The organism is Streptomyces asiaticus (assembly GCF_018138715.1).
GTDB lineage: Bacteria > Actinomycetota > Actinomycetes > Streptomycetales > Streptomycetaceae > Streptomyces > Streptomyces asiaticus.
In genome coordinates, this window is sequence record NZ_JAGSHX010000006.1 from 5,509,820 (window position 1) to 5,532,468 (window position 22,649).

Here is a 22,649-nt window from a genome sequence, read left to right on the forward strand (position 1 = left end):
CTGCTCTTCCTTGTATTCCTGAGATGCGGAAAAGATCCCGCTATGCGGTGGTCCCGGAGGACATGACTCGATCCTGGCCGGGCGGGCCCTGGAAGTCCGGCGGGATTCGGACGGTGCGCTGGCGGCGATGGGTGGTGGCGATGGGCGGCGGCCAGGGGCGGGTCAGCCAGGGCTGAGGCGGTGAGCCAGGAAACATGCCCGGTCGAGTTTGTTTCGTGCCCGAGTCTGTTTACTTTCCTGCATCGCCCACGTAATCTGGCCGCGAAATCACAGGTTCGGGCATGGAAGGGACGTAAACCCACATGTACGCACCGGAGCGTCAGCAGGAGATTCTCCGGCTCGCCCGCGAGGGCGGGCGGGTGGATGTCCTGTCCCTCGCCGAGGAGTTCCAGGTCACCGCCGAGACCGTACGGCGTGATCTGCGCGCCCTCGACCGGGCAGGGCTCGTCCGCCGTGTGCACGGGGGCGCCATCCCGGCCGGACGGCTGGACTTCGAGCCCGATCTCGCCGAGCGCGAGTCCACCGCCGCCGATGAGAAGGACCGGATCGCGCGGGCCGCCATCGCCGAGCTGCCGTCCGACGGCAGCGTGATCATCGACGCGGGCTCGACGGCGGCCCGGTTCGCCGCCGCCCTTCCCCTGGAGGCCAAGCTCACCGTCGTCACCCACGCCCTGCCGGTCGCCGCCCGCCTCGCCGACCACCCCGGTATCGCGCTGCACCTCGTCGGGGGGCGGGTCCGCCACCGCACCCGGGCCGCCGTGGACGCATGGGCGCTGCGCGGCTACGGCGAGATCAAGGCCGATGTGGTCTTCCTCGCCACCAACGGCTTCTCGCTGGACGGCGGGCTCACCACACCCGATCTCGCGGAGGGCGCCGTCAAGAGCGCCATGATCGCGGCGGCCCGGCGGGTGGTGCTGCTCGCGGACTCCGCCAAGTTCGGCCGGGAGCACTTCGCCCGGTTCGGCGGCCTGGACGATGTCGATCTGCTCATCACGGACACCGGGCTCAGCCCCCAGGACGCCCTGGCCATCGAGCGCCAGGGCACGGAAGTGGCACGCGCATGATTCTCACCGTCACCCCCAACCCCAGCCTGGACCGTACGTACGAGATCCCCGCGCTGGAGCGCGGCGCCGTGCTGCGGGCCACGGCCGACCGGGTCGACCCCGGCGGAAAGGGCGTCAATGTCTCGCGCGCCGTGGCCGCCGCGGGGCAGCGCACGGTGGCCGTGCTGCCGCTCGGTGGACCGGAGGGCGCGCTGCTCGCCCGGCTGCTGGAGGAGCTGGGCATCGAGGCAGCGGGTGTGCCCGTGGCGGGCTCGACCCGGGTCAACATCTCCGTGGCCGAACCGGACGGCACCCTCACCAAGCTCAATGCGAGCGGGCCCGAACTGAGCGATGCCGAGGCCGAGGCGGTGCTGGAGGCCGTCCGGACGAGGGTCGAGAGCGCCGACTGGATCGCCTGCTGCGGCAGCCTGCCCCGGGGGCTCGCACCCGAGTGGTACGCCGAGCTGGTGGCGCGGGCCCACCGGGCGGGCGCCCGGATCGCCCTGGACACCTCCGGCCCCTCGCTGACCGCCGCCCTGCGTGAGCGCCCCGATGTGGTGAAGCCCAACGCCGAGGAGCTGGCCCAGGCCGTGGGCCGTCCGCTGACCACCGTGGGCGAGGCGGTCAAGGCGGCCGAGGAACTGCGGGGGCTGGGTGCCCGCGCGGTGCTCGCCAGCCTGGGCGCCGACGGCCAGCTGCTGGTCGACGAGACCGGCGCGTACTTCGGCACCGCCCGGGTCACCGCCGTGCGCAGCAACGTCGGCGCGGGCGACGCCTCGCTCGCCGGATTCCTCGCGGCGGGCGGCTCCGGGCCCGCCGCACTCGCCTCGGCCGTGGCCCATGGAGCGGCCGCGGTGCAGCTGCCGGGAAGCGCCATGCCGACCCCGGCCGACCTCGACCCGTCCGCCGTGGTCACCACGTCGGACATCCCGCTGGACCGTGTGCTCAAGGAGCCCGCGTGACCGGCCGACCCCACTCCCACCCCCCAGTCCCCACTCCGTCCGCCCGCCTCCCCCAGGGCGGCACCGCACACAAGGGAGCCGCGAGATGAGTGAGTTGATCACCGCGGATCTGGTCGACCTTGACCTGTCCGCCGACACCAAGGAAGCCGCCGCCCGGTCGCTCGCCGAACGCATGGTCCAGGCAGGCCGGGTCACCGACCTCGACGGCTTTCTCGCCGACGTGGCGGCGCGCGAGGAGCAGATGCCGACCGGCCTGGACGGCGGCATCGGCATACCCCACTGCCGCAGCGCCCATGTCACCGAGCCGACCCTGGCCTTCGGGCGCAGCGCGGCCCGGATCGACTTCGGCGCGGCGGACGGGCCGGCCGATCTGGTCTTCCTGATTGCCGCCCCGGAGGGCGCGGACAGCGACCATCTGACGATCCTGTCGAGCCTTGCCCGGCAGCTGATGAACGCCGACTTCACCGATGCGCTGCGCTCGGCCGACCAGCCCGAGCAGGTGGCCGCCCTGATCCGCGGCGAGGAGCCCGCCACGGTTGAGCCCGCCACGGCTGAGCCCGCAGCCGCTGAGGCTGCTCCGGCCGAGCCTGCTGCGGCCGAGCCCGCCGCCTCCGACTCGGTTGCGGCCTCGGCCGCTGCCTCCCAGACCGCGCCGGAGCCGGTGGCCCCGTTCCGGATCGTGGCCGTCACGTCCTGCCCCACCGGTATCGCCCACACCTATATGGCCGCCGAGTCGCTGGAGAACGCCGCTCGCGAGGCCGGGGTCGAGCTGGTGGTCGAGACCCAGGGCTCGGCCGGATTCGACAAGCTCCCCGCCGCCACCATCGCCGCCGCCGACGCGGTGGTCTTCGCGCACGATGTGGAGGTGCGGGAGAAGGCCCGCTTCGCGGGCAAGCCGACGGTGGACGTCGGGGTGAAGGTGGCCATCAACCGCCCCGCCGAGCTGATCGCCGAGGCGCGCGGGAAGGCCGCGCGGGGCGAGATCGCCGCACCGGCCGACGGCGCGGAGGGCTCGGCGCCGATGGACGCGGACGGTGCCGCCGGTGACGGCTTCGGCACCCGGCTGCGCAAGTGGCTGATGACGGGCGTCAGTTACATGGTCCCGTTCGTCGCCGCGGGCGGTCTGCTGATCGCGCTCGCCTTCGCGATCGGCGGTTACGAGATCGCGAGCGCCAAGTCCGTGGCGGACCACTTCGTCTGGACCGAGACCAGCAGCTGGGCGGCGCTGCTCTTCCAGATCGGCGGTGCGGCGTTCACCTTCCTGGTGCCGGTCCTGGCGGGCTATATCGCCTACGGGATGGCCGACCGGCCCGGTCTGGTCCCCGGTTTCGTGGGCGGCTACATCGCGACCACCATCAAGGCCGGATTCCTCGGCGGTCTGGTCGCGGGTCTGATCGCGGGCGCGGTCGTCATGGCCATCCAGCGGTTCAAGGTCCCGGCGTCGCTGCGCGGCATCATGCCGGTGGTGGTGATCCCGCTGATCTCCTCCGCGATCGTCGGCGTCCTGATGTTCGTGGTGATCGGCAAGCCCATCGCCTCCGCGCAGGAGGCGATGACCGACTGGCTCAACGGCCTCTCCGGCGCCAACGCCATCGGGCTGGGCGTCCTCCTCGGTCTGATGATGTGCTTCGACCTGGGCGGCCCGGTCAACAAGGTGGCCTACGCCTTCGCCACCGGCGGTATCGCGGTGTCGGACCCCTCCACCGGAAGCCTCAAGATCATGGCCGCGGTGATGGCCGCCGGTATGGTCCCGCCGCTGGCGATGGCCCTCGCCACCACCGTGCGCGGACGGCTGTTCACCAAGACCGAGCGGGAGAACGGCAAGGCCGCCTGGGTGCTGGGTGCCTCCTTCATCAGTGAGGGCGCCATTCCGTTCGCCGCGGCGGATCCGCTGCGGGTGATTCCCTCGTCGATGGTGGGCGGTGCCGTCACCGGTGCGCTGTCGATGGCGTTCGACTGCACGCTGCGCGCCCCGCACGGCGGCATCTTCGTGGTCCCGCTGATCGGCCAGCCGTTCCTCTACCTGCTGGCCATCGTGGCGGGCACGGTGGTCTCGACCGGTCTGGTGGTCTTCCTCAAGGGGCTGCGGAAGACGGCGGAGCCGGGGGCCACCGGCCAGGCGGGCGGCGGTGCTGCCACGGGTGGCGCCACCGAGGACGAGTCGAAGGTGGCGGTGGCGGTCTGACCGCATCTCAGCCACGCCCTGTCGGGCCCGGCGGCCTGCCCACCTCCGTGGGCGGGCCGCCGGTCTCCGTGGGCAGGCCGCGCGAGGCGTAGTAGGCGCCGAGCGCGGCCTCGCCACCCGACCCCATGGCGGTCGCGATCCGCTGGAAGCGGACCGACCGAAGATCACCGGCGGTGAAGACCCGGGGACGCTGGCTCCCGGGAGGGCAGTAACCGGACCGGTCGGCCGCCACGGCCCCGGCCGGGGGCGCCGGGGCGCTGCCCAGGTTGAGGAAGACGAGATCGGCCGCGAGCGTGCGCCGCTCGCCCTCCACCGTCTCGACCTCGGCGGTGACCGGTGCCGACGCGGACCCGGGACCCAACTCCAGCCGCCGCACGGCCACCAGCTCCACCCGCGGGTCCCGCCGGACCTCCTCGGTCTTGTAGGCGTCCTCGGGCGGATACGCCACCACAAAGCGGGCCTGGAGCTCCGGATGGGCCCGCGCCACCGTGCCCAGGGGCCGGTCCGCCCCCAGGACCAGCACCGTCCGGTCGTCGATCGCGTCCGGTTCCGCCTCCCACAGCTGCGGCAGCGCCCGGCCCGCCGCGCCGCCGAGCCATCCCGCTCCCTCGGGGCCCAGCGGCCCGACTCCCGTGGCGACGACTACGTATGGAGCGGTCAGCCGCGACTCACCCGCCCGATCGGACCCCGGGGACCCGGCCGGCTCCACAGCCTCCACCGTGACCTCGACGCGGTCGTCGAAGGCATCGATCAGCGTGGCGCGGCGGCCGAGCTCCACCCGGCACAGATCACACTGCGCCAGATCGGCCTCGATCGCCGCCGCCAGATCCGGGCCGTTGGTGGCGGTGAGGACATTGCGCACCACCGGGATGCGCCGCAGTGCCCCGCACAGGGCGTCGCCCGACTCGATCAGCACCGAGCGCATCCCCACGCTCGCCGCCATCACGGCGGCGGCACAGCCCGCCGGGCCACCGCCGACGATCAGCAGATCCGTATCCATCCGAAGCCCCCTCTCCTCATCGCTCCGGCCCGCTTCTCCCGGCCGGACGCTTCCTTCCCCCGGCCTCCGCGGATCAGAGGCCGTAAAGATCCCGGTACGCGGGGAAGACACCGCCCGGGCCGTCCACGGTCTCCGCCGCGAGCACCGCCTTGACCACCGCCCGGGTCAGCATGTCCGCCCCGGCCGCCAGCACCTCGTTCAGCGCACCGCTCTCCCGGTGCACCCCGAACGCCGGATCGCCGGCGTCCTCGGGGTCTCCCTCCGGTATCAGCGGGCGCCCACAGGTGGCCAGGGCGAAGACCGTGTCGCCGTCGGAGAGCAGATGCACCGGCCGGACGGCCCGCGCCAGACCGTCGTGTGCCGTCCCCGCGAGCTTCTGCGCCTGGGCCCGGGTGAGCACGGCGTCGGTGGCGACCACGGCCAGTGTGGTGTTCAGCGGAGGCCGCACCGACGCGGCCTGCCGCCGCTCCGACTCGGCCCGCGCGGCGGCGAGCCGGCGCATCGCCTCCACGTGCACGGCCGCGCCGGGCCGGTGCGGCCCGCCCTCTTCCGACGGTCCGTAGTGCTCCCCGTACAGCGCACCCGTACCGGGATCGACGACCGACCCCGCGGCGTTGACCACCGCCAGCGCGGCCACGGTGACGCCGGACGGCAGCACCGTGGAGGCCGAACCGGTGCCGCCCTTGAGTCCACCGGCCACCGCGCCCGTGCCCGCCCCCACATTGCCCTGGGCGACCGGAGCCCCCGTCTCCGAACCGGCCGCCGCCTCGATCGCCTCGCGCCCCAGCGCGGCGTCCGGGCGGGCCCGCCAGTCGCCGCCCCGGCCCAGGTCGAAGAGGGCGGCGGTCGGGACCACCGGAACGACCTGCGCCGGGTCGGGCCCGACCCGGAAGCCCCGGCCGTGGTCCTCCAGCCAGGCGGCCACCCCCGAGGCGCTGTCGAGCCCGAAGGCGCTGCCACCGGTCAGCACGACGGCATCGACACGCTGGACCAGATTGCGCGGATCGAGGGCATCGGTCTCCCGGGTGCCGGGGCCACCGCCGCGCACATCGACGGCGGCGACCGCCCCGCCCTCGGGGGCCAGCACCACGGTCGTTCCGGTGAGCCGGCCGCCGCCGGACCGCTGGGCTTGGCCCACCCGCAGTCCGTGGACATCCGTCAGGCCGTCAGCCGGACCGGTGGGGGCAGATTCGGGGTTTGTCCGCTCGGCATCCATGGAAGCTATGCGTAGCACGGGAAGCCATGGCATGGTCGAGTGGCGAGGCGCGAACCACCCCCGTATCCCCCCTTCCGCGATCGCCGCCGAAGCGTGCCGGACGGGATGAGGACCCCTCATATAGAGGGCGTTCATCAGACGTTGATGGCCTGACAGCAATCTGAGCTGTATGCCGTTCGCCCCCGTCCGAAAGAAGACCGCCGTGCCCCGTAGCTCTCGGACGGAGGAGCTCCCGACACCGGCCGCCGACCCTCGGCGGGCCGCCCGGGTGGCCCTCCGCTGGATCAGTGAGCCGGACTGCACCGAGGAGCTCACCCATGCCGAGCTGCTCGACCAGGCGGCCCGGGCCGCCGCCGCGCTCACCCGGCTCGGTGTCCGCGCCGGAGACCGGGTGGCGGTCCATCTGCCGCTGGTGCCCGAGTCCGTGATCGCCACGCTCGCCTGCGGCCGGCTCGACGTCGTCCGCGCCAGCCTCCCCATGGGGCTGCGCCCCCATGAGTTGCGCGACCGGATCAGGGAGGTCGGCGCCAAGGTCGTCATCACCGCGGACGCCGGGCAGCACGGCGGGGAGATACAGCCGCTCAAGCGCCATGTCGACCGGGCGCTGGCCGGCTGCCCCGAGGTGCGGTCCGTACTGGTGGTCCACCGGCTGGCCTGCCCGGTGTCCTGGAGGCCCGGGCGTGACCTGTGGTGGCACGACGAGCTCGGCCGATACACCGAGCCGCTGCCCGGGCCGTATTCTTGAGGCATGAGCACCGCCCCTGCCCCTGGACCGCGCGATCCGGCCGCCGCGCTGAGCTTCGACGATCCCTTCGCGCAGCGGTCATCGGACGATACGGACCACGGGTGGGGTGAGCGGGTTCCCGGCGGCGACAGTGCCGACGATGCCGCTGATCTGGCCCGGTTCCTCGACGAGAAGCCGCCCCACCACCTCTGACGGATTCCTAGGCGCTGGAGCCGCTGCCGCCACCGTCGCAGACGGTGGCGCGCTGTGCCACCAGCTCGTCGCGGATCTCGCGCAGCAGAATGATCTCCTCGGCGTCCGCGACGGCCTGCTCCTCCGCCTTCGCCTCCTTGGCGGCCTTCCGCGCCAGATAGCGCGACATCGGCAGCACCATCAGGAAGTACACCACCGCCGCGGTGATCAGGAAGGTCAGCACGGCTGAGAGCACGCTTCCCCAGAGAATCGGGATGCCGTGGACGATATCGCCCGTGGCGTTGGTCTCGCAGGGCGCCTTGAGACAGGAGCGGTACTTCTCGAGGTCCTTCGTGCCGAAGGCTCCGACTATGGGGTTGATGAGGCCCTTCACTATCGAGTTCACGACGGCGGTGAAAGCGGCTCCGATGACGACCGCGACGGCCAGGTCGATCACATTGCCGCGCATCAGGAAGGCTTTGAACCCCTCCATGACGCTCTGCTTCTCCTCGGTCACCTTCTCCTGACTCAACCCACTGCCTCTCTTTCGCCGCGTCGGTGCTTGAGCGGACGGTTCCGCAACCTACACCCGCAGGTGAAAGGGGCATCAGGGGAGTCGGGGCAGTCGTCGGGGGAGTCGGGGCAGTCAGCGGCGGCATAGTGTCACCGTCAGTCGGGAGTCGGCCGCGGCTCCGGCCAGCGCTGTGGCGTCCGCTCGCGGCACCGTCAGCACCACCAGCGCCCCGCCGCCGTCCGCCGCGCCGTCGAGCGTGCCGCTGTCCGGCGCCCCGTCGCCGCTCGTATCCGCTTCCACCTCGGCCTCCGGCGCGCCGCCGTCGGCTTCGCTGTCCGTCGCGCGGGCGCTTCGAGACCCCGGCACCTCGGCCACCCGGACCCCACGCGCGACCACCCGCGCCGTAGCACCGGAGGAGCGGGCCCGTGCGGCGTCCGGCAGCGGCGTGGCCAGCACATCCACCCGGTCGCCGGGGTGCAGCAGCCGTACCGCCGCGGCGTCGGCGATCCGGACCGGCGCCGAGACCATGGCGGGGCTCGGGCCACCCCGCCGCTCCTCACCCGTGGGCGCGGGCGCGCGGGAGGACACCGCGTCCGTGTGCTCCCGGCCGGACGGCGCGGCGGCCGCGAGCGCGGCGGCCGTCAGCGCGAGCCCGGCCGCCATCGCACGGCGGCGTCGCCGCACGGTCCGCCGCAGCCCGAATCCGCCGGTGCGCCTGGTGCGCCCGGTGCGCACCGGATCGAAGCGGGGCACCGCACGGGCCGGGGGAGCGGAGCGGGGTAACGCGAGGGTGGGGGACGGATGGGACATGGCACATCACCGCCTGCCGGGAGGGTCCGAGTGCTTCTGGCCCCCTCACCATGCCCGCCCCCACCCGATCCCGCTCGGGCCTGTGGACGGCCACCGGGCTGTGGATAACTCGGCCACCCGAGCGAGCGACACCCGCCCCGTCCGGCTGCCCCCGCACCGCGCCTACGGAAGCTCGATCCCCAGGTCCCAGCCGTCGTGGGCGTGGGTGCACAGGCAGTCCCGGGCGGAGGTCTCCGGCAGCCTGCCCACCGCGTCGAAGAGCACCTCGCGCAGTCGGCCCACGTTCTCCCCGAAGACCTTCAGCACCTCGGTGTGGGTGACGCCCTCGCCGGTCTCGACCCCCGCGTCCAGGTCGGTGACCAGCGTCAACGACGTGTAGCAGAGCCCCAGTTCACGGGCGAGTACCGCCTCCGGGTGGCCCGTCATGCCGACCACCGACCAGCCCTGCGCCGCATGCCAGCGCGATTCGGCGCGGGTCGAGAAGCGCGGCCCCTCGACGACGCACATCGTCCCGCCGTCCACCGGCTCCCAGCCGCGTCCGCGCGCCGCGTCCACGGCCGCCTTCCGGCCCACCGGGCAGTACGGGTCGGCGAATGTGGTGTGCACCACGTTCGGGATCCGGCCGTCCGGCAGCTGCTCGCCGTCGAAGTAGGTCTGCGTACGCCCCTTGGTACGGTCCACCAGCTGGTCCGGGACGAGCAGCGTGCCGGGTCCGTACTCCGGCTGAAGCCCGCCGACCGCGCACGGGCCGAAGACCTGCCGCACCCCGAGCGAGCGCAGGGCCCAGAGGTTGGCACGGTAGTTGATGCGGTGTGGCGGCAGATGGTGCTTGCGGCCGTGCCGCGGGAGGAAGGCGACCCGGCGCCCCTCGATGTCGCCGAGGACGAGCGAGTCGCTCGGCGCCCCATAGGGAGTCTCCACGGTGATCTCGGTCACGTCGTCGAGGAACGTGTAGAACCCCGATCCCCCGATGACCCCTATGTCTGCTTGCCTGCTGGTCTCGACCATGTGATCACCCTAGCCATCCGCGCCCGCGCGAACGACACCCCGCCGCCTCCCGGGGGAGGCGGCGGGGTGTCGTTGAAGCCGAGGAACCAGGCGGCCGGATCAGGCGGCCGAGCTCGACGTCGAGGACGACGAAGACGCCGAGGAGGGCGTCGACGACGAAGACGTCGAGGAAGAGGAGTCCGAGGACGAAGACGAGTCCGAGGACGAGGAGGACGACGAGCCGGAGCTGTCGCTCTTCGCCGCCGGCTTGCTGGAGCCGCCGCTCGAGCTGCTGGAGGAGGAGCGGCTGTCGTTCCGGTAGAAGCCGGAGCCCTTGAACACGATGCCGACCGCCGAGAACACCTTCTTCAGGCGTCCCTTGCAGTTGGGGCACTCGGTGAGCGCGTCGTCGCTGAACTTCTGCACCGCCTCGAGGCCCTCGCCGCACTCGGTGCACTGGTACTGATAGGTCGGCACGTTCTTCCTCCTGGCACTCTCACTCAATGAGTGCTAACGACGCTCCATAGTGCAGTATTCCCGCGCGTCAGTCCACTGGGGCGAGACATGCGGTGATCGAACACACCGCCCGAGGCGGCCTCCTACTGGCCCCTCAACCCGCTCCCGTGCCCAGCCAGCCCGCCAGCTTGCCGCCCCGGCCCACCGCCCGCAGCCGCCGCTCCGCCGCGTCGCGCACCGGGTCCGTGGCCACCACCAGCAGCTCGTCGCCGCGCCGCAGCACCGTCGAGGGCAGCGGTACGAAGCTGGTCTCGTCCCGGACCACCAGGGTGACCGCGGCCCCCGGGGGCAGCCGCAGCTCGCCGACCTCGACGCCGTGCATCTTGGACGACCGGGGGATCGACACCGACAGCAGGTGACCGCGCAGCCGCTCCAGTGGCGCCGACTCGATGCCCAGGTCGGCCGGCTCGGGCTCCTCGAGCCGCAGCCGGGGGGCGAGCCAGGGCAGCGTCGGCCCCTGGACCAGGGTGTAGACGATCACCAGCACGAAGACGATGTTGAAGATCCGGCGGCTGTCGGGCACATCGCTGACCACCGGGATGGTCGCCAGCACGATCGGCACCGCCCCGCGCAGCCCCGCCCAGGACAGCAGCGCCTTCTCCCGCCAGGGCAGCCGGAACGGCGCCGTGCTGACCAGGACCGACACCGGGCGGGCCACCACGGTCAGCACCAGCCCCACCGCGAGGGCGGGCAGGATGTCATCGCCCAGCTCATGCGGGGTGACCAGCAGCCCCAGCAGGACGAACATCCCGATCTGGGCGAGCCAGCCCAGCCCCTCGGCGAAGCCGCGCGTCGCCGGCCAGTGCGGCAGCCGTGCGTTGCCCATGATGAGCGAGGCGAGGTAGACGGCGAGGAAGCCGGACCCGTGCGCCAGCGAACCCGCCGCATAGGCGGTCACCGCGATGGCGATCACCGCGATCGGGTACAGACCCGAGGCGGGCAGCGCCACATGCCGCAGGCCGTAGGCGCCCAGCCAGCCGACCGCGATGCCGATCACCGCGCCGATCGCCAGCTCCAGGGCGATCGTGCCGATCAGGGAGTACCAGGAATCCATGGGGCCCTGGCTGGAGAAGGCGACCACCAGGATCACCACAGGGGCGTCGTTGAAGCCCGACTCGGCCTCCAGGACGCCCGTGAGCCGCTTGGGCAGCGGCACCGTGCGCAGCACCGAGAAGACCGCCGCCGCGTCCGTGGACGACACCACCGCGCCGATGATCAGCGCCTGCCGCCAGTCCAGTCCCACCAGGTAGTGCCCTGCCGCCGCGGTGATCCCCACGCTGACCGCGACGCCCACGGTGGACAGGACGGCGGCCGCCGGCAGGGCGGGTTTGATCTCGCCCCACTTCGTGCCCAGACCGCCTTCGGCCAGGATGACGACCAGCGCGGCGTAGCCGAGGATCTGCGTCAGTTCAGCGTCGTTGAAGGTGACGCCGATCCCGTCCGTGCCGATGGCGACGCCGATCCCGAGATAGATCAGCAGCGTGGGCAGTCCACTGCGTGATGACACCCTTACGGCCGCCACCGCGACGAGCAGGACGAGGGAGCAGATCAACAGCAGTTCATTGAGGTGGTGAACAGTCAGGGGCCGACCCTTTCTCGCGGGAGCGGAGGGAACGCTGCGAAGGGGTCCCCACCGACCGGAACTTCATTGCCTTATCTAACATTTTACGGGATCTTGACGCGAGCCTCCCACGGGAAGGCTTCACCGAGGTGTACGAGCCCGGGCGGTGGCCGGTGCAGGACGTCAGTCATGACTCCGCGTAGGGGCGGCGACAGCGCTGCGCCTATGGTTGCTCCAGCACTCCAGGTTCACCCTGCCCCTCGAAGGACAGCGATGCCCGCCAACACAACCGGCTCTTCTCCCAAAAAGAAGAAGAGCCGACGTCTCCGCCTGATCGTGATCGCAGTCGTGCTGCTGCTCGTCGGGGGCGTCGGCTACGGCGCGTACTGGAGCATCAGTACCGTTCGAGCCTCATTCCCGGAGACCACGGGATCGCTGCAGCTGAAGGGGTTGTCCGGCCCCGTGCAGGTCAAACGTGACGGCTACGGGATACCTCAGATCTACGCCGGTACCTCCGAGGACCTCTTCCGCGCCCAGGGGTTCGTCCAGGCCCAGGACCGCTTCTGGGAGATGGACGTCCGCCGCCATATGACCGCGGGCCGGCTCTCGGAGATGTTTGGTTCCGGCCAGGTGGAGACCGACGCGTTCCTGCGCACCATGGGCTGGCACCGGGTGGCCAAGCAGGAGTACGACACCAAGGTGTCGGCCTCGACCAAGAAGTATCTGCGGGCCTACTCCGACGGCGTCAACGCCTACCTCAAGGACCACCAAGGGGACGCGCTGTCGGTCGAGTACGCGGCCCTGGACTTCAAGAACGACGGCTACAAGCCCGAGAAGTGGACCCCGGTCGACTCGTTGGCGTGGCTGAAGGCGATGGCCTGGGACCTGCGCGGCAACATGCAGGACGAGGTGGACCGCGCCCTGGCTTCCAACCGGCTCAGCGCCAAGCAGATAGACGAGCTCTACCCCTCCTACCCGTACAGCCGGAACAAGCCGATCGTCCAGGGCGGCGCCGTCAGCGAGGTCACGGACGAGTTCGACCCCAAGGGCACCCCGGCCGGCTCCACGAGCGGTACGGGCGGCACCGGCTCGGTGGGCGGAGGGGCCACCGGGGCCGCTCAGGGGCTTCAGACGCAGCTGTCCTCGCTCTCCAAGACCCTGGACGACGTCCCGGCGCTGCTGGGCCCGAACGGGACCGGTATCGGCTCCAACTCGTGGGTGGTCTCCGGCAAGTACACGACGACCGGCAAGCCGCTGCTCGCCAACGACCCGCACCTGGCGCCCCAGCTGCCGTCCGTCTGGTACCAGATGGGGCTGCACTGCAAGCAGGTCACCAGCGAGTGTCCGTTCGACGCGGCGGGCTTCACCTTCGCCGGTCTGCCCGGTGTGGTCATAGGTCACAATCAGGACATCAGCTGGGGCATGACCAACCTCGGCGCCGACGTCAGCGACCTGTACCTGGAGAAGGTCACCTCCGACGGCTATCTCTACGACGGCAAGCAGCTCCCGTTCACCACCCGCGAGGAGACCATCAAGGTCGCGGGCGGCGCGAGCCGTAAGATCACCGTCCGCACCACCAACAACGGCCCGATCGTCTCCGACCGCGACGACGAGCTCGCCGGCGTCGGTAAGAGCGCCCCGGTGGGCTCCGGCGCCGATGACGTGGCCCCCGACCGCGGCGACGGCTACGCGGTGGCGCTGAAGTGGACCGCGCTGAACCCGTCCAACACCATGGACTCGGTCTTCAAGCTCAACACCGCCAAGAACTTCAGCGACTTCCGTAAGGCGGCCCGCGACTTCGCGGTCCCCTCCCAGAACCTCATCTACGCCGACACCAAGGGCAACATCGGCTATCAGGCGCCCGGTCAGATCCCGGTGCGCTCCAAGGGCGACGGCCGCTATCCGGCGCCCGGCTGGGACTCGCGCTACAAGTGGAGCAAGTACATTCCGCAGTCGGCGCTGCCCTGGGAGCTCAACCCCGACCGCGGCTATATCGTCACCGCCAACCAGGCCGTCATAGACAAGAAGAACTACCCGTATCTGCTGACCGACGACTGGGGCTACGGCGCGCGGAGCCAGCGCATCACCGACCTCATCGAGTCGAAGGTCAAGGACGGCGGGAAGATCTCCACGGACGACATGCAGTCCCTTCAGATGGACAACAGCAGCGAGATCGCCAAGCTGCTGACGCCCTATCTGCTGAAGATCGAGGTCAAGGACGACTACGTACGCGAGGCCCAGAAGCTGCTGGAGAGCTGGGACTACACCCAGGACTCGGACTCGGCGGCCGCCGCGTACTTCAACGCCGTCTGGCGCAACACTCTCAAGCTGGCCTTCGGCGACAAGCTTCCCAAGGAGCTGCGGGTCAAGGGGGAGTGCCTGCGGGTGCGCCCGGCCGACGACTCGGGTCCGCTGGAGGACCTGAACGGCAACGCCCGGCTGGTGCGCGAATGCGGTAGGCGCGACCCCGACATGGCCCAGCCCGACGGCGGCGACCGCTGGTACGAGGTCGTGCGCGAGATCATCAAGGACCCGGAGAACGACTGGTGGAAGACGGCGGGCACCCGCAACAAGCCCGGCGCCACCAACCGTGACGAGCTGCTGGGGCAGGCCATGCGGGCCGCGCGCTCGGAGCTCACCGCCAAGCTGGGCAAGGACATCAACAGCTGGAGCTGGGGCCGGCTGCATCGGCTGACGCTGAAGAACCAGACCCTGGGCACGGACGGTCCCGGCGTGGTGCAGTGGCTCCTCAACCGGGGCCCGTGGAACCTCTCCGGCGGCGAGGCGGCGGTCAACGCCACCGGCTGGAACGCAGCGGGCGGCTACGACGTCACCTGGGTCCCCTCGATGCGGATGGTCGTCAACCTCGACAACCTCGACAAGTCGCGCTGGATCAACCTCACCGGCGCCTCCGGCCACGCCTACAACGCGCACTACACGGACCAGACCGAGAAGTGGGCGAAGGGCGAGCTGCTGCCCTGGGCGTTCAACAAGAGCGCCGTGGACAAGTCGACGGAGGACGAGCTGGCGCTCACCCCGTAGCGATCCATGGAGCACCGGGGGCCCCGCACGGGCCCCGAAGGGCCCGGTGGCCGTCTGAGGGGCGTTTCCGCCCCCGGACGGCCCCCGGGCCCGTTCGACCCTCGCGGCCCCGCCGACAGGCGCCTCCGGGCGCCTTCAGCGGGGCCGTGGCGTGAAGCGGTGGAGGCCCGACGGCATCACCGCCGCGTGCACCGGACGGTCGTGGGCCTCCTGGGGCACCTCGTCCAGCAGTTCGCCGTCGTACAGCAGCACCACCAGCGCCGGATCGGCCCCCGCCGCAGCCAGTCGGGCCAGCACCCGGTCGTACGAGCCGCCGCCGCGGCCCAGCCGCATCCCGCGCCGGTCCACCGCGAGCCCGGGCAGCAGCACCACGTCCGCCCCGGTCACCGCCCCGGGGCCGAGCCGCGGCCCCTCGGGCTCCAGCAGGCCGCGCCGGGCGGGCGTCAGCCGACCGGGCCCCTCGTCCTCGCCCCAGTCGAGATCGTCGTCCTCGAGCAGCACCGGAAGCAGCACCCGGACCCCGCGGGCGCGCAGGGCCTCCCTCAGGGCGTGCGTACCGGGCTCGCCGCCCATGGACACATAGGCCGCCACCGTGGCCGCCCCGGCGAGCTCGGGAAGCTCCAGGGCGCGACACGCCAGAGCGGCGCCGGCCGTCTCGATGTCATCCGCCGTCAACCTGGACCTCATCGTCAGGTGACGTCTCCGCAACGCGCGCTTACTAGCGTCGGTGTTGATCACTGGGTGCGCAATCTCCCTGTCTCATGCCATATTCACCGAATACTCATCATCTGTCCCAAAGGCACCGGATAGGGTTCGGTACATGACTCAATCGCGTACTCGGATCACCAAGGCTGTCATCCCTGCCGCGGGGCTCGGAACCCGCTTTCTTCCGGCCACCAAGGCCACCCCCAAGGAGATGCTGCCGGTCGTCGACAAGCCGGCGATCCAGTACGTCGTCGAGGAAGCAGTCACCGCCGGACTGTCCGACGTCCTCATGATCACCGGTCGTAACAAGCGGCCCCTGGAAGACCACTTCGACCGCAACTACGAGCTCGAAGAGGCCCTGACCCGTAAGGGCGACGAGACCCGACTCGCCCGCGTCCAGGAGTCCAGCGACCTGGCGACCATGCACTACGTCCGCCAGGGAGACCCCAGGGGGCTCGGCCATGCCGTGCTCTGTGCCGCCCCGCACGTCGGTGATCAGCCCTTTGCCGTCCTCCTCGGCGACGACCTCATTGATGCCCGCGACCCGCTACTGGCCCGCATGGTCGACGTTCAGGAGCAGCATGGCGGCAGCGTCATCGCCCTGATGGAGGTGGACCCGGCACAGATCCACCTCTATGGCTGCGCGGCCGTCAAGCCGACGGTGGACGACGATGTCGTCCAGGTCACCGGCCTGGTCGAGAAGCCCGACCCCGCGGACGCGCCCAGCAACTACGCCGTCATCGGCCGCTATGTGCTCGACCCGGCCGTCTTCGGGGTGCTGCGCGAGACCGAGCCGGGCCGCGGTGGCGAGATCCAGCTCACCGACGCCCTTCAGGCGCTAGCCTCCAGTCCGGACCTCGGCGGCCCGGTGCACGGGGTCGTCTTCAAGGGGCGCCGTTACGACACAGGCGACCGTGGCGACTATCTGCGTGCCATTGTCAGACTCGCGTGCGAACGTGAAGACCTGGGCCCGGAGTTCCGGGATTGGCTTCGCAGTTACGTCACCGAGGAGATGTAGCACCTTGAGCAGCACCGCAGAACGGGCCGCGGACCGCGGGCCGGACCAGGACCGGGTCTGGACGGTGGCCGAGCACCTCGACGACATCCTCGGGCACGTCCATCCGCTGGAGCCGATCGAGCTGCAATTGCTCGAGGCCCAGGGCTGCGTCCTGGTGGAGGACGTCACCGTTCCCGGCGCGCTTCCGCCGTTCGACAACAGCTCCATGGACGGCTATGCCGTCCGTACGGCTGACGTCGCGGCCGCGACCGAGGACCATCCCGCGGTGCTGACCGTCATCGGCGACATCGCGGCAGGCAGCGGTGACCTGCCCGCCGTGGGCCCGGGCGAGGCGGCCCGGATCATGACCGGCGCCCCGGTCCCGCCCGGTGGCCAGGCCATCGTCCCCGTCGAGTGGACCGACGGCGGCCTCGACAGCGGGCCGGTCACCCATATGCCCGCGCGGGGCTCGGACCCCCACGGCGGCAGCGGCAGGGTGCGCGTCTTCCGCCCGGCGCGGGAGGGCCAGCACGTGCGCACCCGGGGCAGCGACGCGGACGCGGGCGAGCTCGCGCTGCGCGCCGGCACGGTCCTGGGCGCCTCGCAGCTCGGGCTGCTGGCCGCGCTCGGCCGCGCCACCGTGATGGTGCGGCCCCGGCCGCGGGTGGTGGTGCTCTCCACCGGCAGCGAGCTGGTCCAGCCCGGTGAGGAGGCGGGCCCGGGCCGGATCCACGACTCCAACAGCTTCCAGCTCACGGCCGCCGCCCGGGAGGCCGGCGCGATCGCCTACCGGGTGGGCGCGGTGGCCGACGACGCCGCCACGCTGCGTGCCGCCGTCGAGGACCAGCTGGTCCGCGCCGACATCGTCGTGACCAGCGGTGGCGTCAGCGTCGGCGCCTACGACGTGGTCAAGGAGGCGATGCACGAGGTGCACTTCCGCAAGCTGGCCATGCAGCCCGGCAAGCCCCAGGGCTTCGGCCGTGTCGGCCCGGAGAACACCCCGCTGATGGCCCTGCCCGGCAACCCGGTGAGCTCGTACGTCTCCTTCGAGCTCTTCGTGCGCCCCGTCATCCGCACCATGCTGGGGAGCGCCGACGTCCACCGCACCATCGCCCAGGCGGTCTGCCCCGAGGGTGTCGCCTCCTCGCCCAAGGACAGGCGCCAGTTCCTGCGCGGCTGGTACGAGCCGGCCACGCTCGACGGGCCGGCCACCGTCAGCCCGGTGGGCGGCGCGGGATCACACCTGATCAAGGCCATGGCGCACGCCAACGCGCTGATCGTCGTCCCCGAGGACGTCACCCAGGTCGCCCCCGGCGCCGAGGTGGACGTCGTCCTGCTGGCCTAGCCGCCGACCGCGGCGGGTACGGTGTCGTCCCACACAGGAGCCACCTGGCCCGGACCGGGAGAACGATGAGCAGCGCCCAGGACCATCTCACCCACCTCGACCCGTCGGGCGCCGCCCGCATGGTCGACGTCTCGGCCAAGGACGTCACCGCGCGCACCGCCCGGGCGAGCGGCCGCGTGCGCGTGGCGCCGCGTGTCGTGGAACTGCTGCGCGGCGAGGGCCTCCCCAAGGGCGACGCCCTCGCCACCGCGCGGATCGCGGGCATCATGGGTGCCAAGCGGACCCCGGACCTGATCCCGCTCTGTCATCCGCTCGCGGTGTCGGGCGTCACGGTGGACCTCGAGGTCGCCGACGACGCCGTCGAGATCACCGCCACCGTGAAGACCACGGACCGCACGGGCGTGGAGATGGAGGCCCTGACGGCGGTCTCGGTCGCCGCCCTGACGGTGATCGACATGGTCAAGGCCGTCGACAAGGGAGCCGTCATCACCGACGTCCGGGTGGAGGAGAAGACCGGCGGCAAGTCCGGCGACTGGAGCCGGTCGTGAGCGGCTCAGCGGCGTCACGCCGCGCCCTGGTCGTCACCGCCTCCAACCGCGCCGCCGCCGGGGTCTACGCCGACACGGGGGGCCCGCTGATCGCCGAGGGGCTGGCCGGGCTCGGCTTCGCCGTGGACGGCCCGCGCGTGGTGCCCGACGGCGATCCGGTGGAGGCCGCCCTGCGGGACGCCGTGGCGGCCTCGTACGACGTCGTGGTGACCACCGGCGGCACCGGTCTCACCCCGACCGACCGCACCCCTGAGGCGACCCGCCGGGTCCTGGACTACGAGATCCCGGGGATCGCGGAGGCCATCCGCGCCGAGGGGCTCGCCAAGGTGCCCACCGCCGCGCTCTCCCGGGGGCTGGCCGGGGTCGCCGGCACGACCCTGGTCGTCAATCTGCCCGGCTCGACCGGAGGGGTGCGTGACGGCCTCAAGGTGCTCGGCCGCATCCTGGTCCACGCGGTCGACCAGATCCACGGCGGGGACCACCGCAGACCCGCCGACTCCGCCGCCTCCGCCAGTGATCCCGCCGATCCCGCGGGGCGGGCCGGGAGCACGCGCTGAACGCCCCCTGGCCGGTCGTGCTGGCGGACGGCGACACCGTCCTCCGCCCCATAAAGCTGCGCGACCAGCGCGCCTGGCGCGAGGTCAACCAGCGCAACCGGGAGTGGCTGCGGCGCTGGGAGGCGACCATCCCGCCGCCCCCTCCGGGCGGCCCCGTCACCCACCGGCCCACCTACCGGCAGATGGTCCGCCATCTGCGGGCGGAGGCGCACGCGGGGCGGATGCTGCCGTTCATCATCGAGTACCAGGGGCGGCTGGCCGGGCAGTTGACGGTCGCCGGGATCACCTGGGGGTCGATGTGCTCGGGCCATGTCGGCTATTGGGTCGACCAGGCGGTGGCCGGGCGCGGAGTGATGCCGACGTCGGTCGCGCTCGCCGTCGACCATTGCTTCCGCACCGTCGGGCTGCACCGCATCGAGGTCTGTATCCGGCCCGAGAACCTGCCCAGCCGCCGGGTGGTGGAGAAACTCGGATTCCGCCAGGAAGGGCTGCGGCCGCGCTATCTCCACATCGACGGCGCATGGCGCGACCACCTGGTCTACGCGCTCACGGTGGAGGAACTGTCCGAGGGGCTGCTGAACCGGTGGCACCGGACCCGACCAGGAGCATCGCAGAAATGAAATATCTGTTCGAATAGCGGGAGAACATTTCCAACCTGGTCATCCCAACAATCACAAAAAACTTTCGAGATATCAGCCAGATCGTGCGACACACCGCGCCAATTGGCAGATGGCCTCATGCGGACCCCTCTACCGTGTGAGCGTGAGCAGCAGTGGCCTCATCTACGCAGTCATCGTCGGGGCCTGGGCCGCCTATTTGGTGCCGATGTGGCTTCGTAGGCAGGACGAGCTCAATGAGGCCCGTCCGACGGAACGCTTCAGCACCGCCATCCGGCTGCTGTCCGGACGGGCGGGCATGGAGCGTCGTTACGCCAAGAGCCGTGTGGACCTCGAGCGCCCCGGGGACCCGGCGGACGACCCCGCCGAGCGCACCGCCGAGGACGGGGACGCCCCCGCCACGGGTGGCGGCCTCGCCGAGCCGGGGCGCTATGCGGCCGACCCGGAAGCGGTGACCGACGCGGTCGACGTCCGGGCCTTCGCCGAGCCCGTAACCCTGCGTGCCCCCGCCCCCACGGGCGCCGACGCCCCCGCCGAGGGCCCGTCGGCAGCGGCGGCCGGGGGCGCGAGCGGTGCACGGGGCGCGGGCGCCGGAGGTACGAGCGGTGCGCGGGCCCCTGGCGCCGGGGGCGCGAGCGGTGCACGCGGGGCAGGCGGCGGAGGCTGGAGCGCGTTGGACCGCGGACGGCGCGCCCGAGTGCTCGCGCGCCGTCGCCGCACCACCGTGATCCTCTTCATCGCCTTCACCCTCGGCGCGATCGTCGCGGCCGTGGGTGGCCTCGCCTTCCTGTGGGCCCCGGGCATCCCGGCCATACTGCTCAGCGCCTATATCGCCTACCTCCGCGCCCAGGAGCGCCGTCGCTTCGCCTTCACCATGGACCAGCGCCACGCCGAGCAGGCGGCGCAGCGACTGCGTGAGCGCCGTCGTCCGCGGGCCCATCCGCCCGCCGATGGTCCCTCGGCCGAGGACCGCCCTGCCGACCCTCCCGCCCCCGCCGAGGCCGAGCCCGCCCCCGCGAAGGCGCCCTCGCCGCACGCGGCCGGGCGGCGCGCGCTGGTGGAGCAGACCGATCACGCCGAGTGGGTGGACCAGGAGCGCGAGCGCGAGCGGGGCCCGGCGGCCGGCGAGGGCTGGGAGCCGGTGCCGGTCCCGCTGCCCACCTACGTCACTGCCCCGGTCGCCCCGCGCGCCACGGGCAGCGTCGACCTGGCCGCCCCCGACGCCTGGAGCTCGGCCCGCTCCAGCACCGTCGACCCCGCCTCCGCCCATGACCCCGCCCCGGCCCCGGACCCGGTCGCCGCCCCACCCCACGGCACCCGCGACCGCGGCCGCACCCCCCTCTTCGACCAGTACGCCGACGAGGACCGGCCGCGTGCTGCCAACGAGTGACGGGCCCTTCACTGACCAGCGAGGAACGGATTACCAAGCACCCCGGAGGGGATGCTAGAGTTTCACTCGTTGCAAGGGCCTGTGGCGCAGACTGGTAGCGCACCTCGTTCGCATCGAGGGGGTCAGGGGTTCAAATCCCCTCAGGTCCACCGCAGCTCAAAGCCCCCGCCGGGGAAACCTGGCGGGGGCTTTTTCGTGCCGTACAGCAGCGAAGTACAGCAACTACTTCAACTACTTCCGATCTTGCTTGCCCAGGTGCTTGCCGAGCCTCCGCAGCGCCTTACGGGTGGCCTCGGACGGGACGTGCGTGTAGATCTCCATGGTCACCGCGATCTTGCTGTGCCGGAGGATCTGCATCGCGATGCGCGGGTGCACGTCGAGTGCGGCGAGCAGCGATCCGCAGGTGTGACGGGTGTCATGCAGCCGGATCCGGCGGATGCCCGCCTTGGAGGTCCGATCGGCGAACGAGCGGTTGAAGTTGCGCGGCTCGATCGGGGTCCCGTAGCGGGTGGTGAACACGAAGTCCGAGTCCGTCCACAACTCTCCGGCCGCTTGCTTGGCCGCTTCCTGCTCCTTCCTGCGCACCCGGAGAGCGGTGACACAGATCGCGGGCAGCGGCAGGACGGCCGTTGAGGCTTCGGTCTTGGTCTCGTCGTGCACCAGGCGCCGCTGGATGCGCTGGAGCTGAAGCTGCACCGTCACCTCCCCGGCATCCAGATTGACGTTCTGCCAGGTGAGCCCGAGCACCTCACCGCGCCGGAACCCCAGGACGAGGATCAGTACGTACGCCGCGTAGAGCGGATCACGGGCGGTGCTGGCTGCTTCGAGGAACTTCCGGGCTTCCTCCACGGACCAGGGGTCGCGCTTGACCTTCCGCGCGGACCGCACCTTGACCAGTCCCGCGACGTTCTTCGAAATCAGCTCTTCCGTCATGGCGTTGGTGAGCGCGGAACGCAGGACGGCACGGGAGTCCTGGACCGTACGGCGGGACGGGACCTGATCGCAGCATCGGCCGACCGCGCAGCAACGAGGCTCTTCGCGCCGGGCATCCTTGCCCTGTGCGCAGCACTGGCACTGTTCGAGCAGATCGTTGACCCATGTCCGCACGTCCCGCACGGTGAGCTTGTCGATGCGCTTGTGGCCGACGCCGGGGGCGATGTAGAGCCGGACGTGCATCGCGTAGGTCTCGGCCGTCTTGGGCTTCAGGTCGGGCTCCACGACCTCGCGCAGCCAGTACGTGAGGTACTGCTCAAGCGTCGGCGCACTGGTGGTGACAGGCCCCTTCTTCGCTTCCGCGTGGAGCTTGATCCACTTGTCGTGAACCTCGGTCCGCGTCTTGCCATAGACGTACTTGCGCTTCTTCCTGCCGTCCGGGGTGGTGACCCAGGCGTAGGCGGCGAAGCCGTTCTTGTAGGGGTAGATGGACCCTTCGCCGTTGCCGCGCTTGCCGCTCATGCGGACCACCTCTCGGTGCTGTCCTGGGCACAGCGGTTGACGTACTCGTCGACCCAGGCCGGGAGGATGCGCCGGTTCCGGCCGATCTTGACCGGGCGGATCTCACCGGTCAGGACAAGCATCTTGGTCTTGGACAGCCCGAAGCCGAGCATCTCGGCGACCTCGGCCGTCGTGTGCCACTTACGCGTTATCGCGGTCGGGGTCATCCGGCGCGTTTTCCTTCCGTTGCGGGGGAGGGGGTGGGCGGGTATCGCCTCGGGGACGGTCAGGGCTGTGTGTGTCG

General features: G+C 71.5%; 23 protein-coding genes and 1 tRNA gene. 14 read left to right on the forward strand and 10 right to left on the reverse strand.

Features of this window, described 5'->3' with window-relative positions; genetic code table 11:
- The first annotated feature begins 23 nt into the window (after positions 1-23).
- From KHP12_RS30940 to KHP12_RS30955, 4 genes are all read left to right on the forward strand, one after another.
- The gene (locus tag KHP12_RS30940; RefSeq protein ID WP_167442790.1) at positions 24-176 is read left to right on the forward strand and encodes a hypothetical protein; all 153 of its coding nucleotides are present in this window, start codon (positions 24-26) and stop codon (positions 174-176) included.
- Positions 177-302: 126 nt separating this feature from the next.
- On the forward strand, positions 303-1,064 hold the full coding sequence (locus tag KHP12_RS30945) for a DeoR/GlpR family DNA-binding transcription regulator (protein WP_086886097.1): 762 nt from the start codon (positions 303-305) through the stop codon (positions 1,062-1,064).
- On the forward strand, positions 1,061-2,005 hold the full coding sequence (gene pfkB, locus KHP12_RS30950; protein WP_086886098.1) for a 1-phosphofructokinase: 945 nt from the start codon (positions 1,061-1,063) through the stop codon (positions 2,003-2,005). Before KHP12_RS30945 ends, pfkB begins: the two co-directional genes overlap by 4 nt.
- An 85-nt stretch (positions 2,006-2,090) precedes the next feature.
- Complete coding sequence (locus KHP12_RS30955; protein WP_210609733.1) at positions 2,091-4,190, forward strand: PTS fructose transporter subunit IIABC; 2,100 nt, start codon at positions 2,091-2,093, stop codon at positions 4,188-4,190.
- Between the two features lie 7 nt (positions 4,191-4,197).
- Here the strand turns inward: KHP12_RS30955 and KHP12_RS30960 are convergent, their stop codons facing one another.
- Both KHP12_RS30960 and KHP12_RS30965 read right to left on the reverse strand, forming a co-directional pair.
- A complete protein-coding gene (locus tag KHP12_RS30960; protein ID WP_086886167.1) occupies positions 4,198-5,190 on the reverse strand; it encodes an FAD-dependent oxidoreductase in 993 nt (330 codons plus the stop codon).
- Between the two features lie 73 nt (positions 5,191-5,263).
- The gene (locus KHP12_RS30965; RefSeq protein ID WP_086886166.1) at positions 5,264-6,406 is read right to left on the reverse strand and encodes a P1 family peptidase; all 1,143 of its coding nucleotides are present in this window, start codon (positions 6,404-6,406) and stop codon (positions 5,264-5,266) included.
- Between the two features lie 202 nt (positions 6,407-6,608).
- Here KHP12_RS30965 and KHP12_RS30970 point away from each other — a divergent pair, with 202 nt between their 5' ends.
- Positions 6,609-7,151, forward strand: a complete 543-nt coding sequence (locus tag KHP12_RS30970) for an AMP-binding protein (protein ID WP_241787560.1) — start codon at positions 6,609-6,611, stop codon at positions 7,149-7,151.
- A 3-nt stretch (positions 7,152-7,154) separates the two neighbouring features.
- On the forward strand, positions 7,155-7,343 hold the full coding sequence (locus KHP12_RS30975) for a hypothetical protein (protein ID WP_078559050.1): 189 nt from the start codon (positions 7,155-7,157) through the stop codon (positions 7,341-7,343).
- A 7-nt stretch (positions 7,344-7,350) separates the two neighbouring features.
- Here KHP12_RS30975 and mscL read toward each other — a convergent pair whose 3' ends face one another.
- The 5 genes from mscL to KHP12_RS31000 form a co-directional block, all read right to left on the reverse strand.
- A complete protein-coding gene (gene mscL, locus KHP12_RS30980; protein WP_372455315.1) occupies positions 7,351-7,839 on the reverse strand; it encodes a large conductance mechanosensitive channel protein MscL in 489 nt (162 codons plus the stop codon).
- Between the two features lie 129 nt (positions 7,840-7,968).
- A complete protein-coding gene (locus KHP12_RS30985) occupies positions 7,969-8,646 on the reverse strand; it encodes an RcpC/CpaB family pilus assembly protein (RefSeq protein WP_210609735.1) in 678 nt (225 codons plus the stop codon).
- Between the two features lie 162 nt (positions 8,647-8,808).
- Positions 8,809-9,654, reverse strand: a complete 846-nt coding sequence (locus KHP12_RS30990; protein ID WP_037948185.1) for an S-methyl-5'-thioadenosine phosphorylase — start codon at positions 9,652-9,654, stop codon at positions 8,809-8,811.
- A 99-nt stretch (positions 9,655-9,753) separates the two neighbouring features.
- Positions 9,754-10,110 (reverse strand): FmdB family zinc ribbon protein, encoded by a 357-nt coding sequence (locus KHP12_RS30995; protein WP_086882450.1) that lies wholly within the window; start codon positions 10,108-10,110, stop codon positions 9,754-9,756.
- A 133-nt stretch (positions 10,111-10,243) separates the two neighbouring features.
- Positions 10,244-11,731 carry a potassium/proton antiporter gene (locus tag KHP12_RS31000; RefSeq protein ID WP_086882449.1) on the reverse strand — a complete coding sequence of 496 codons (1,488 nt, stop codon included), beginning with the start codon at positions 11,729-11,731 and terminating at the stop codon, positions 10,244-10,246.
- A 252-nt stretch (positions 11,732-11,983) separates the two neighbouring features.
- Here KHP12_RS31000 and KHP12_RS31005 point away from each other — a divergent pair, with 252 nt between their 5' ends.
- A complete protein-coding gene (locus tag KHP12_RS31005; RefSeq protein ID WP_086882448.1) occupies positions 11,984-14,752 on the forward strand; it encodes a penicillin acylase family protein in 2,769 nt (922 codons plus the stop codon).
- A 135-nt stretch (positions 14,753-14,887) separates the two neighbouring features.
- Here KHP12_RS31005 and KHP12_RS31010 read toward each other — a convergent pair whose 3' ends face one another.
- Positions 14,888-15,487, reverse strand: a complete 600-nt coding sequence (locus KHP12_RS31010) for a 5-formyltetrahydrofolate cyclo-ligase (protein WP_167442546.1) — start codon at positions 15,485-15,487, stop codon at positions 14,888-14,890.
- An 85-nt stretch (positions 15,488-15,572) separates the two neighbouring features.
- Here KHP12_RS31010 and galU point away from each other — a divergent pair, with 85 nt between their 5' ends.
- The 7 genes from galU to KHP12_RS31045 all read left to right on the forward strand — a co-directional run bounded on the left by galU (position 15,573) and on the right by KHP12_RS31045 (position 21,060).
- Complete coding sequence (gene galU, locus KHP12_RS31015; protein WP_086882446.1) at positions 15,573-16,475, forward strand: UTP--glucose-1-phosphate uridylyltransferase GalU; 903 nt, start codon at positions 15,573-15,575, stop codon at positions 16,473-16,475.
- A gap of 4 nt (positions 16,476-16,479) precedes the next feature.
- Positions 16,480-17,799 (forward strand): molybdotransferase-like divisome protein Glp, encoded by a 1,320-nt coding sequence (glp, locus tag KHP12_RS31020; protein WP_086882445.1) that lies wholly within the window; start codon positions 16,480-16,482, stop codon positions 17,797-17,799.
- 65 nt (positions 17,800-17,864) lie between these two features.
- Positions 17,865-18,347: a cyclic pyranopterin monophosphate synthase MoaC gene (gene moaC, locus KHP12_RS31025; RefSeq protein ID WP_037948204.1), complete on the forward strand. Its 483-nt coding sequence runs from the start codon at positions 17,865-17,867 to the stop codon at positions 18,345-18,347.
- Positions 18,344-18,904 carry a MogA/MoaB family molybdenum cofactor biosynthesis protein gene (locus KHP12_RS31030; protein ID WP_086882444.1) on the forward strand — a complete coding sequence of 187 codons (561 nt, stop codon included), beginning with the start codon at positions 18,344-18,346 and terminating at the stop codon, positions 18,902-18,904. The genes moaC and KHP12_RS31030 overlap by 4 nt, the downstream gene beginning before the upstream one ends.
- The gene (locus tag KHP12_RS31035) at positions 18,901-19,524 is read left to right on the forward strand and encodes a GNAT family N-acetyltransferase (protein WP_037948207.1); all 624 of its coding nucleotides are present in this window, start codon (positions 18,901-18,903) and stop codon (positions 19,522-19,524) included. The genes KHP12_RS31030 and KHP12_RS31035 overlap by 4 nt, the downstream gene beginning before the upstream one ends.
- Before the next feature lie 142 nt (positions 19,525-19,666).
- Positions 19,667-20,911, forward strand: coding sequence for a divisome protein SepX/GlpR (gene sepX, locus KHP12_RS31040; protein WP_425574576.1), 1,245 nt, complete (start codon positions 19,667-19,669; stop codon positions 20,909-20,911).
- Between the two features lie 75 nt (positions 20,912-20,986).
- Positions 20,987-21,060 (forward strand) — tRNA-Ala (locus KHP12_RS31045).
- A gap of 82 nt (positions 21,061-21,142) precedes the next feature.
- Here KHP12_RS31045 and KHP12_RS31050 read toward each other — a convergent pair.
- Both KHP12_RS31050 and KHP12_RS31055 read right to left on the reverse strand, forming a co-directional pair.
- Positions 21,143-22,375, reverse strand: coding sequence for a site-specific integrase (locus KHP12_RS31050; RefSeq protein ID WP_210609740.1), 1,233 nt, complete (start codon positions 22,373-22,375; stop codon positions 21,143-21,145).
- A complete protein-coding gene (locus tag KHP12_RS31055; protein ID WP_210609742.1) occupies positions 22,363-22,572 on the reverse strand; it encodes a helix-turn-helix domain-containing protein in 210 nt (69 codons plus the stop codon). The genes KHP12_RS31050 and KHP12_RS31055 overlap by 13 nt, the downstream gene beginning before the upstream one ends.
- Positions 22,573-22,649: the final 77 nt, after the last annotated feature.

Coding starts and splice junctions, on each gene's coding strand:
- KHP12_RS31005 (WP_086882448.1), top strand. CDS start 11,984: ATGCCCGCCAACACAACCGGCTCTTCTCCCAAAAAGAAGAAGAGCCGA.
- KHP12_RS30975 (WP_078559050.1), top strand. CDS start 7,155: ATGAGCACCGCCCCTGCCCCTGGACCGCGCGATCCGGCCGCCGCGCTG.
- KHP12_RS30960 (WP_086886167.1), bottom strand. CDS start 5,190: ATGGATACGGATCTGCTGATCGTCGGCGGTGGCCCGGCGGGCTGTGCC.
- KHP12_RS30945 (WP_086886097.1), top strand. CDS start 303: ATGTACGCACCGGAGCGTCAGCAGGAGATTCTCCGGCTCGCCCGCGAG.
- KHP12_RS30955 (WP_210609733.1), top strand. CDS start 2,091: ATGAGTGAGTTGATCACCGCGGATCTGGTCGACCTTGACCTGTCCGCC.
- KHP12_RS30965 (WP_086886166.1), bottom strand. CDS start 6,406: ATGGATGCCGAGCGGACAAACCCCGAATCTGCCCCCACCGGTCCGGCT.
- KHP12_RS30990 (WP_037948185.1), bottom strand. CDS start 9,654: ATGGTCGAGACCAGCAGGCAAGCAGACATAGGGGTCATCGGGGGATCG.
- KHP12_RS31055 (WP_210609742.1), bottom strand. CDS start 22,572: ATGACCCCGACCGCGATAACGCGTAAGTGGCACACGACGGCCGAGGTC.
- KHP12_RS30940 (WP_167442790.1), top strand. CDS start 24: ATGCGGAAAAGATCCCGCTATGCGGTGGTCCCGGAGGACATGACTCGA.
- pfkB (WP_086886098.1), top strand. CDS start 1,061: ATGATTCTCACCGTCACCCCCAACCCCAGCCTGGACCGTACGTACGAG.
- KHP12_RS30985 (WP_210609735.1), bottom strand. CDS start 8,646: ATGTCCCATCCGTCCCCCACCCTCGCGTTACCCCGCTCCGCTCCCCCG.
- moaC (WP_037948204.1), top strand. CDS start 17,865: ATGAGCAGCGCCCAGGACCATCTCACCCACCTCGACCCGTCGGGCGCC.
- galU (WP_086882446.1), top strand. CDS start 15,573: ATGACTCAATCGCGTACTCGGATCACCAAGGCTGTCATCCCTGCCGCG.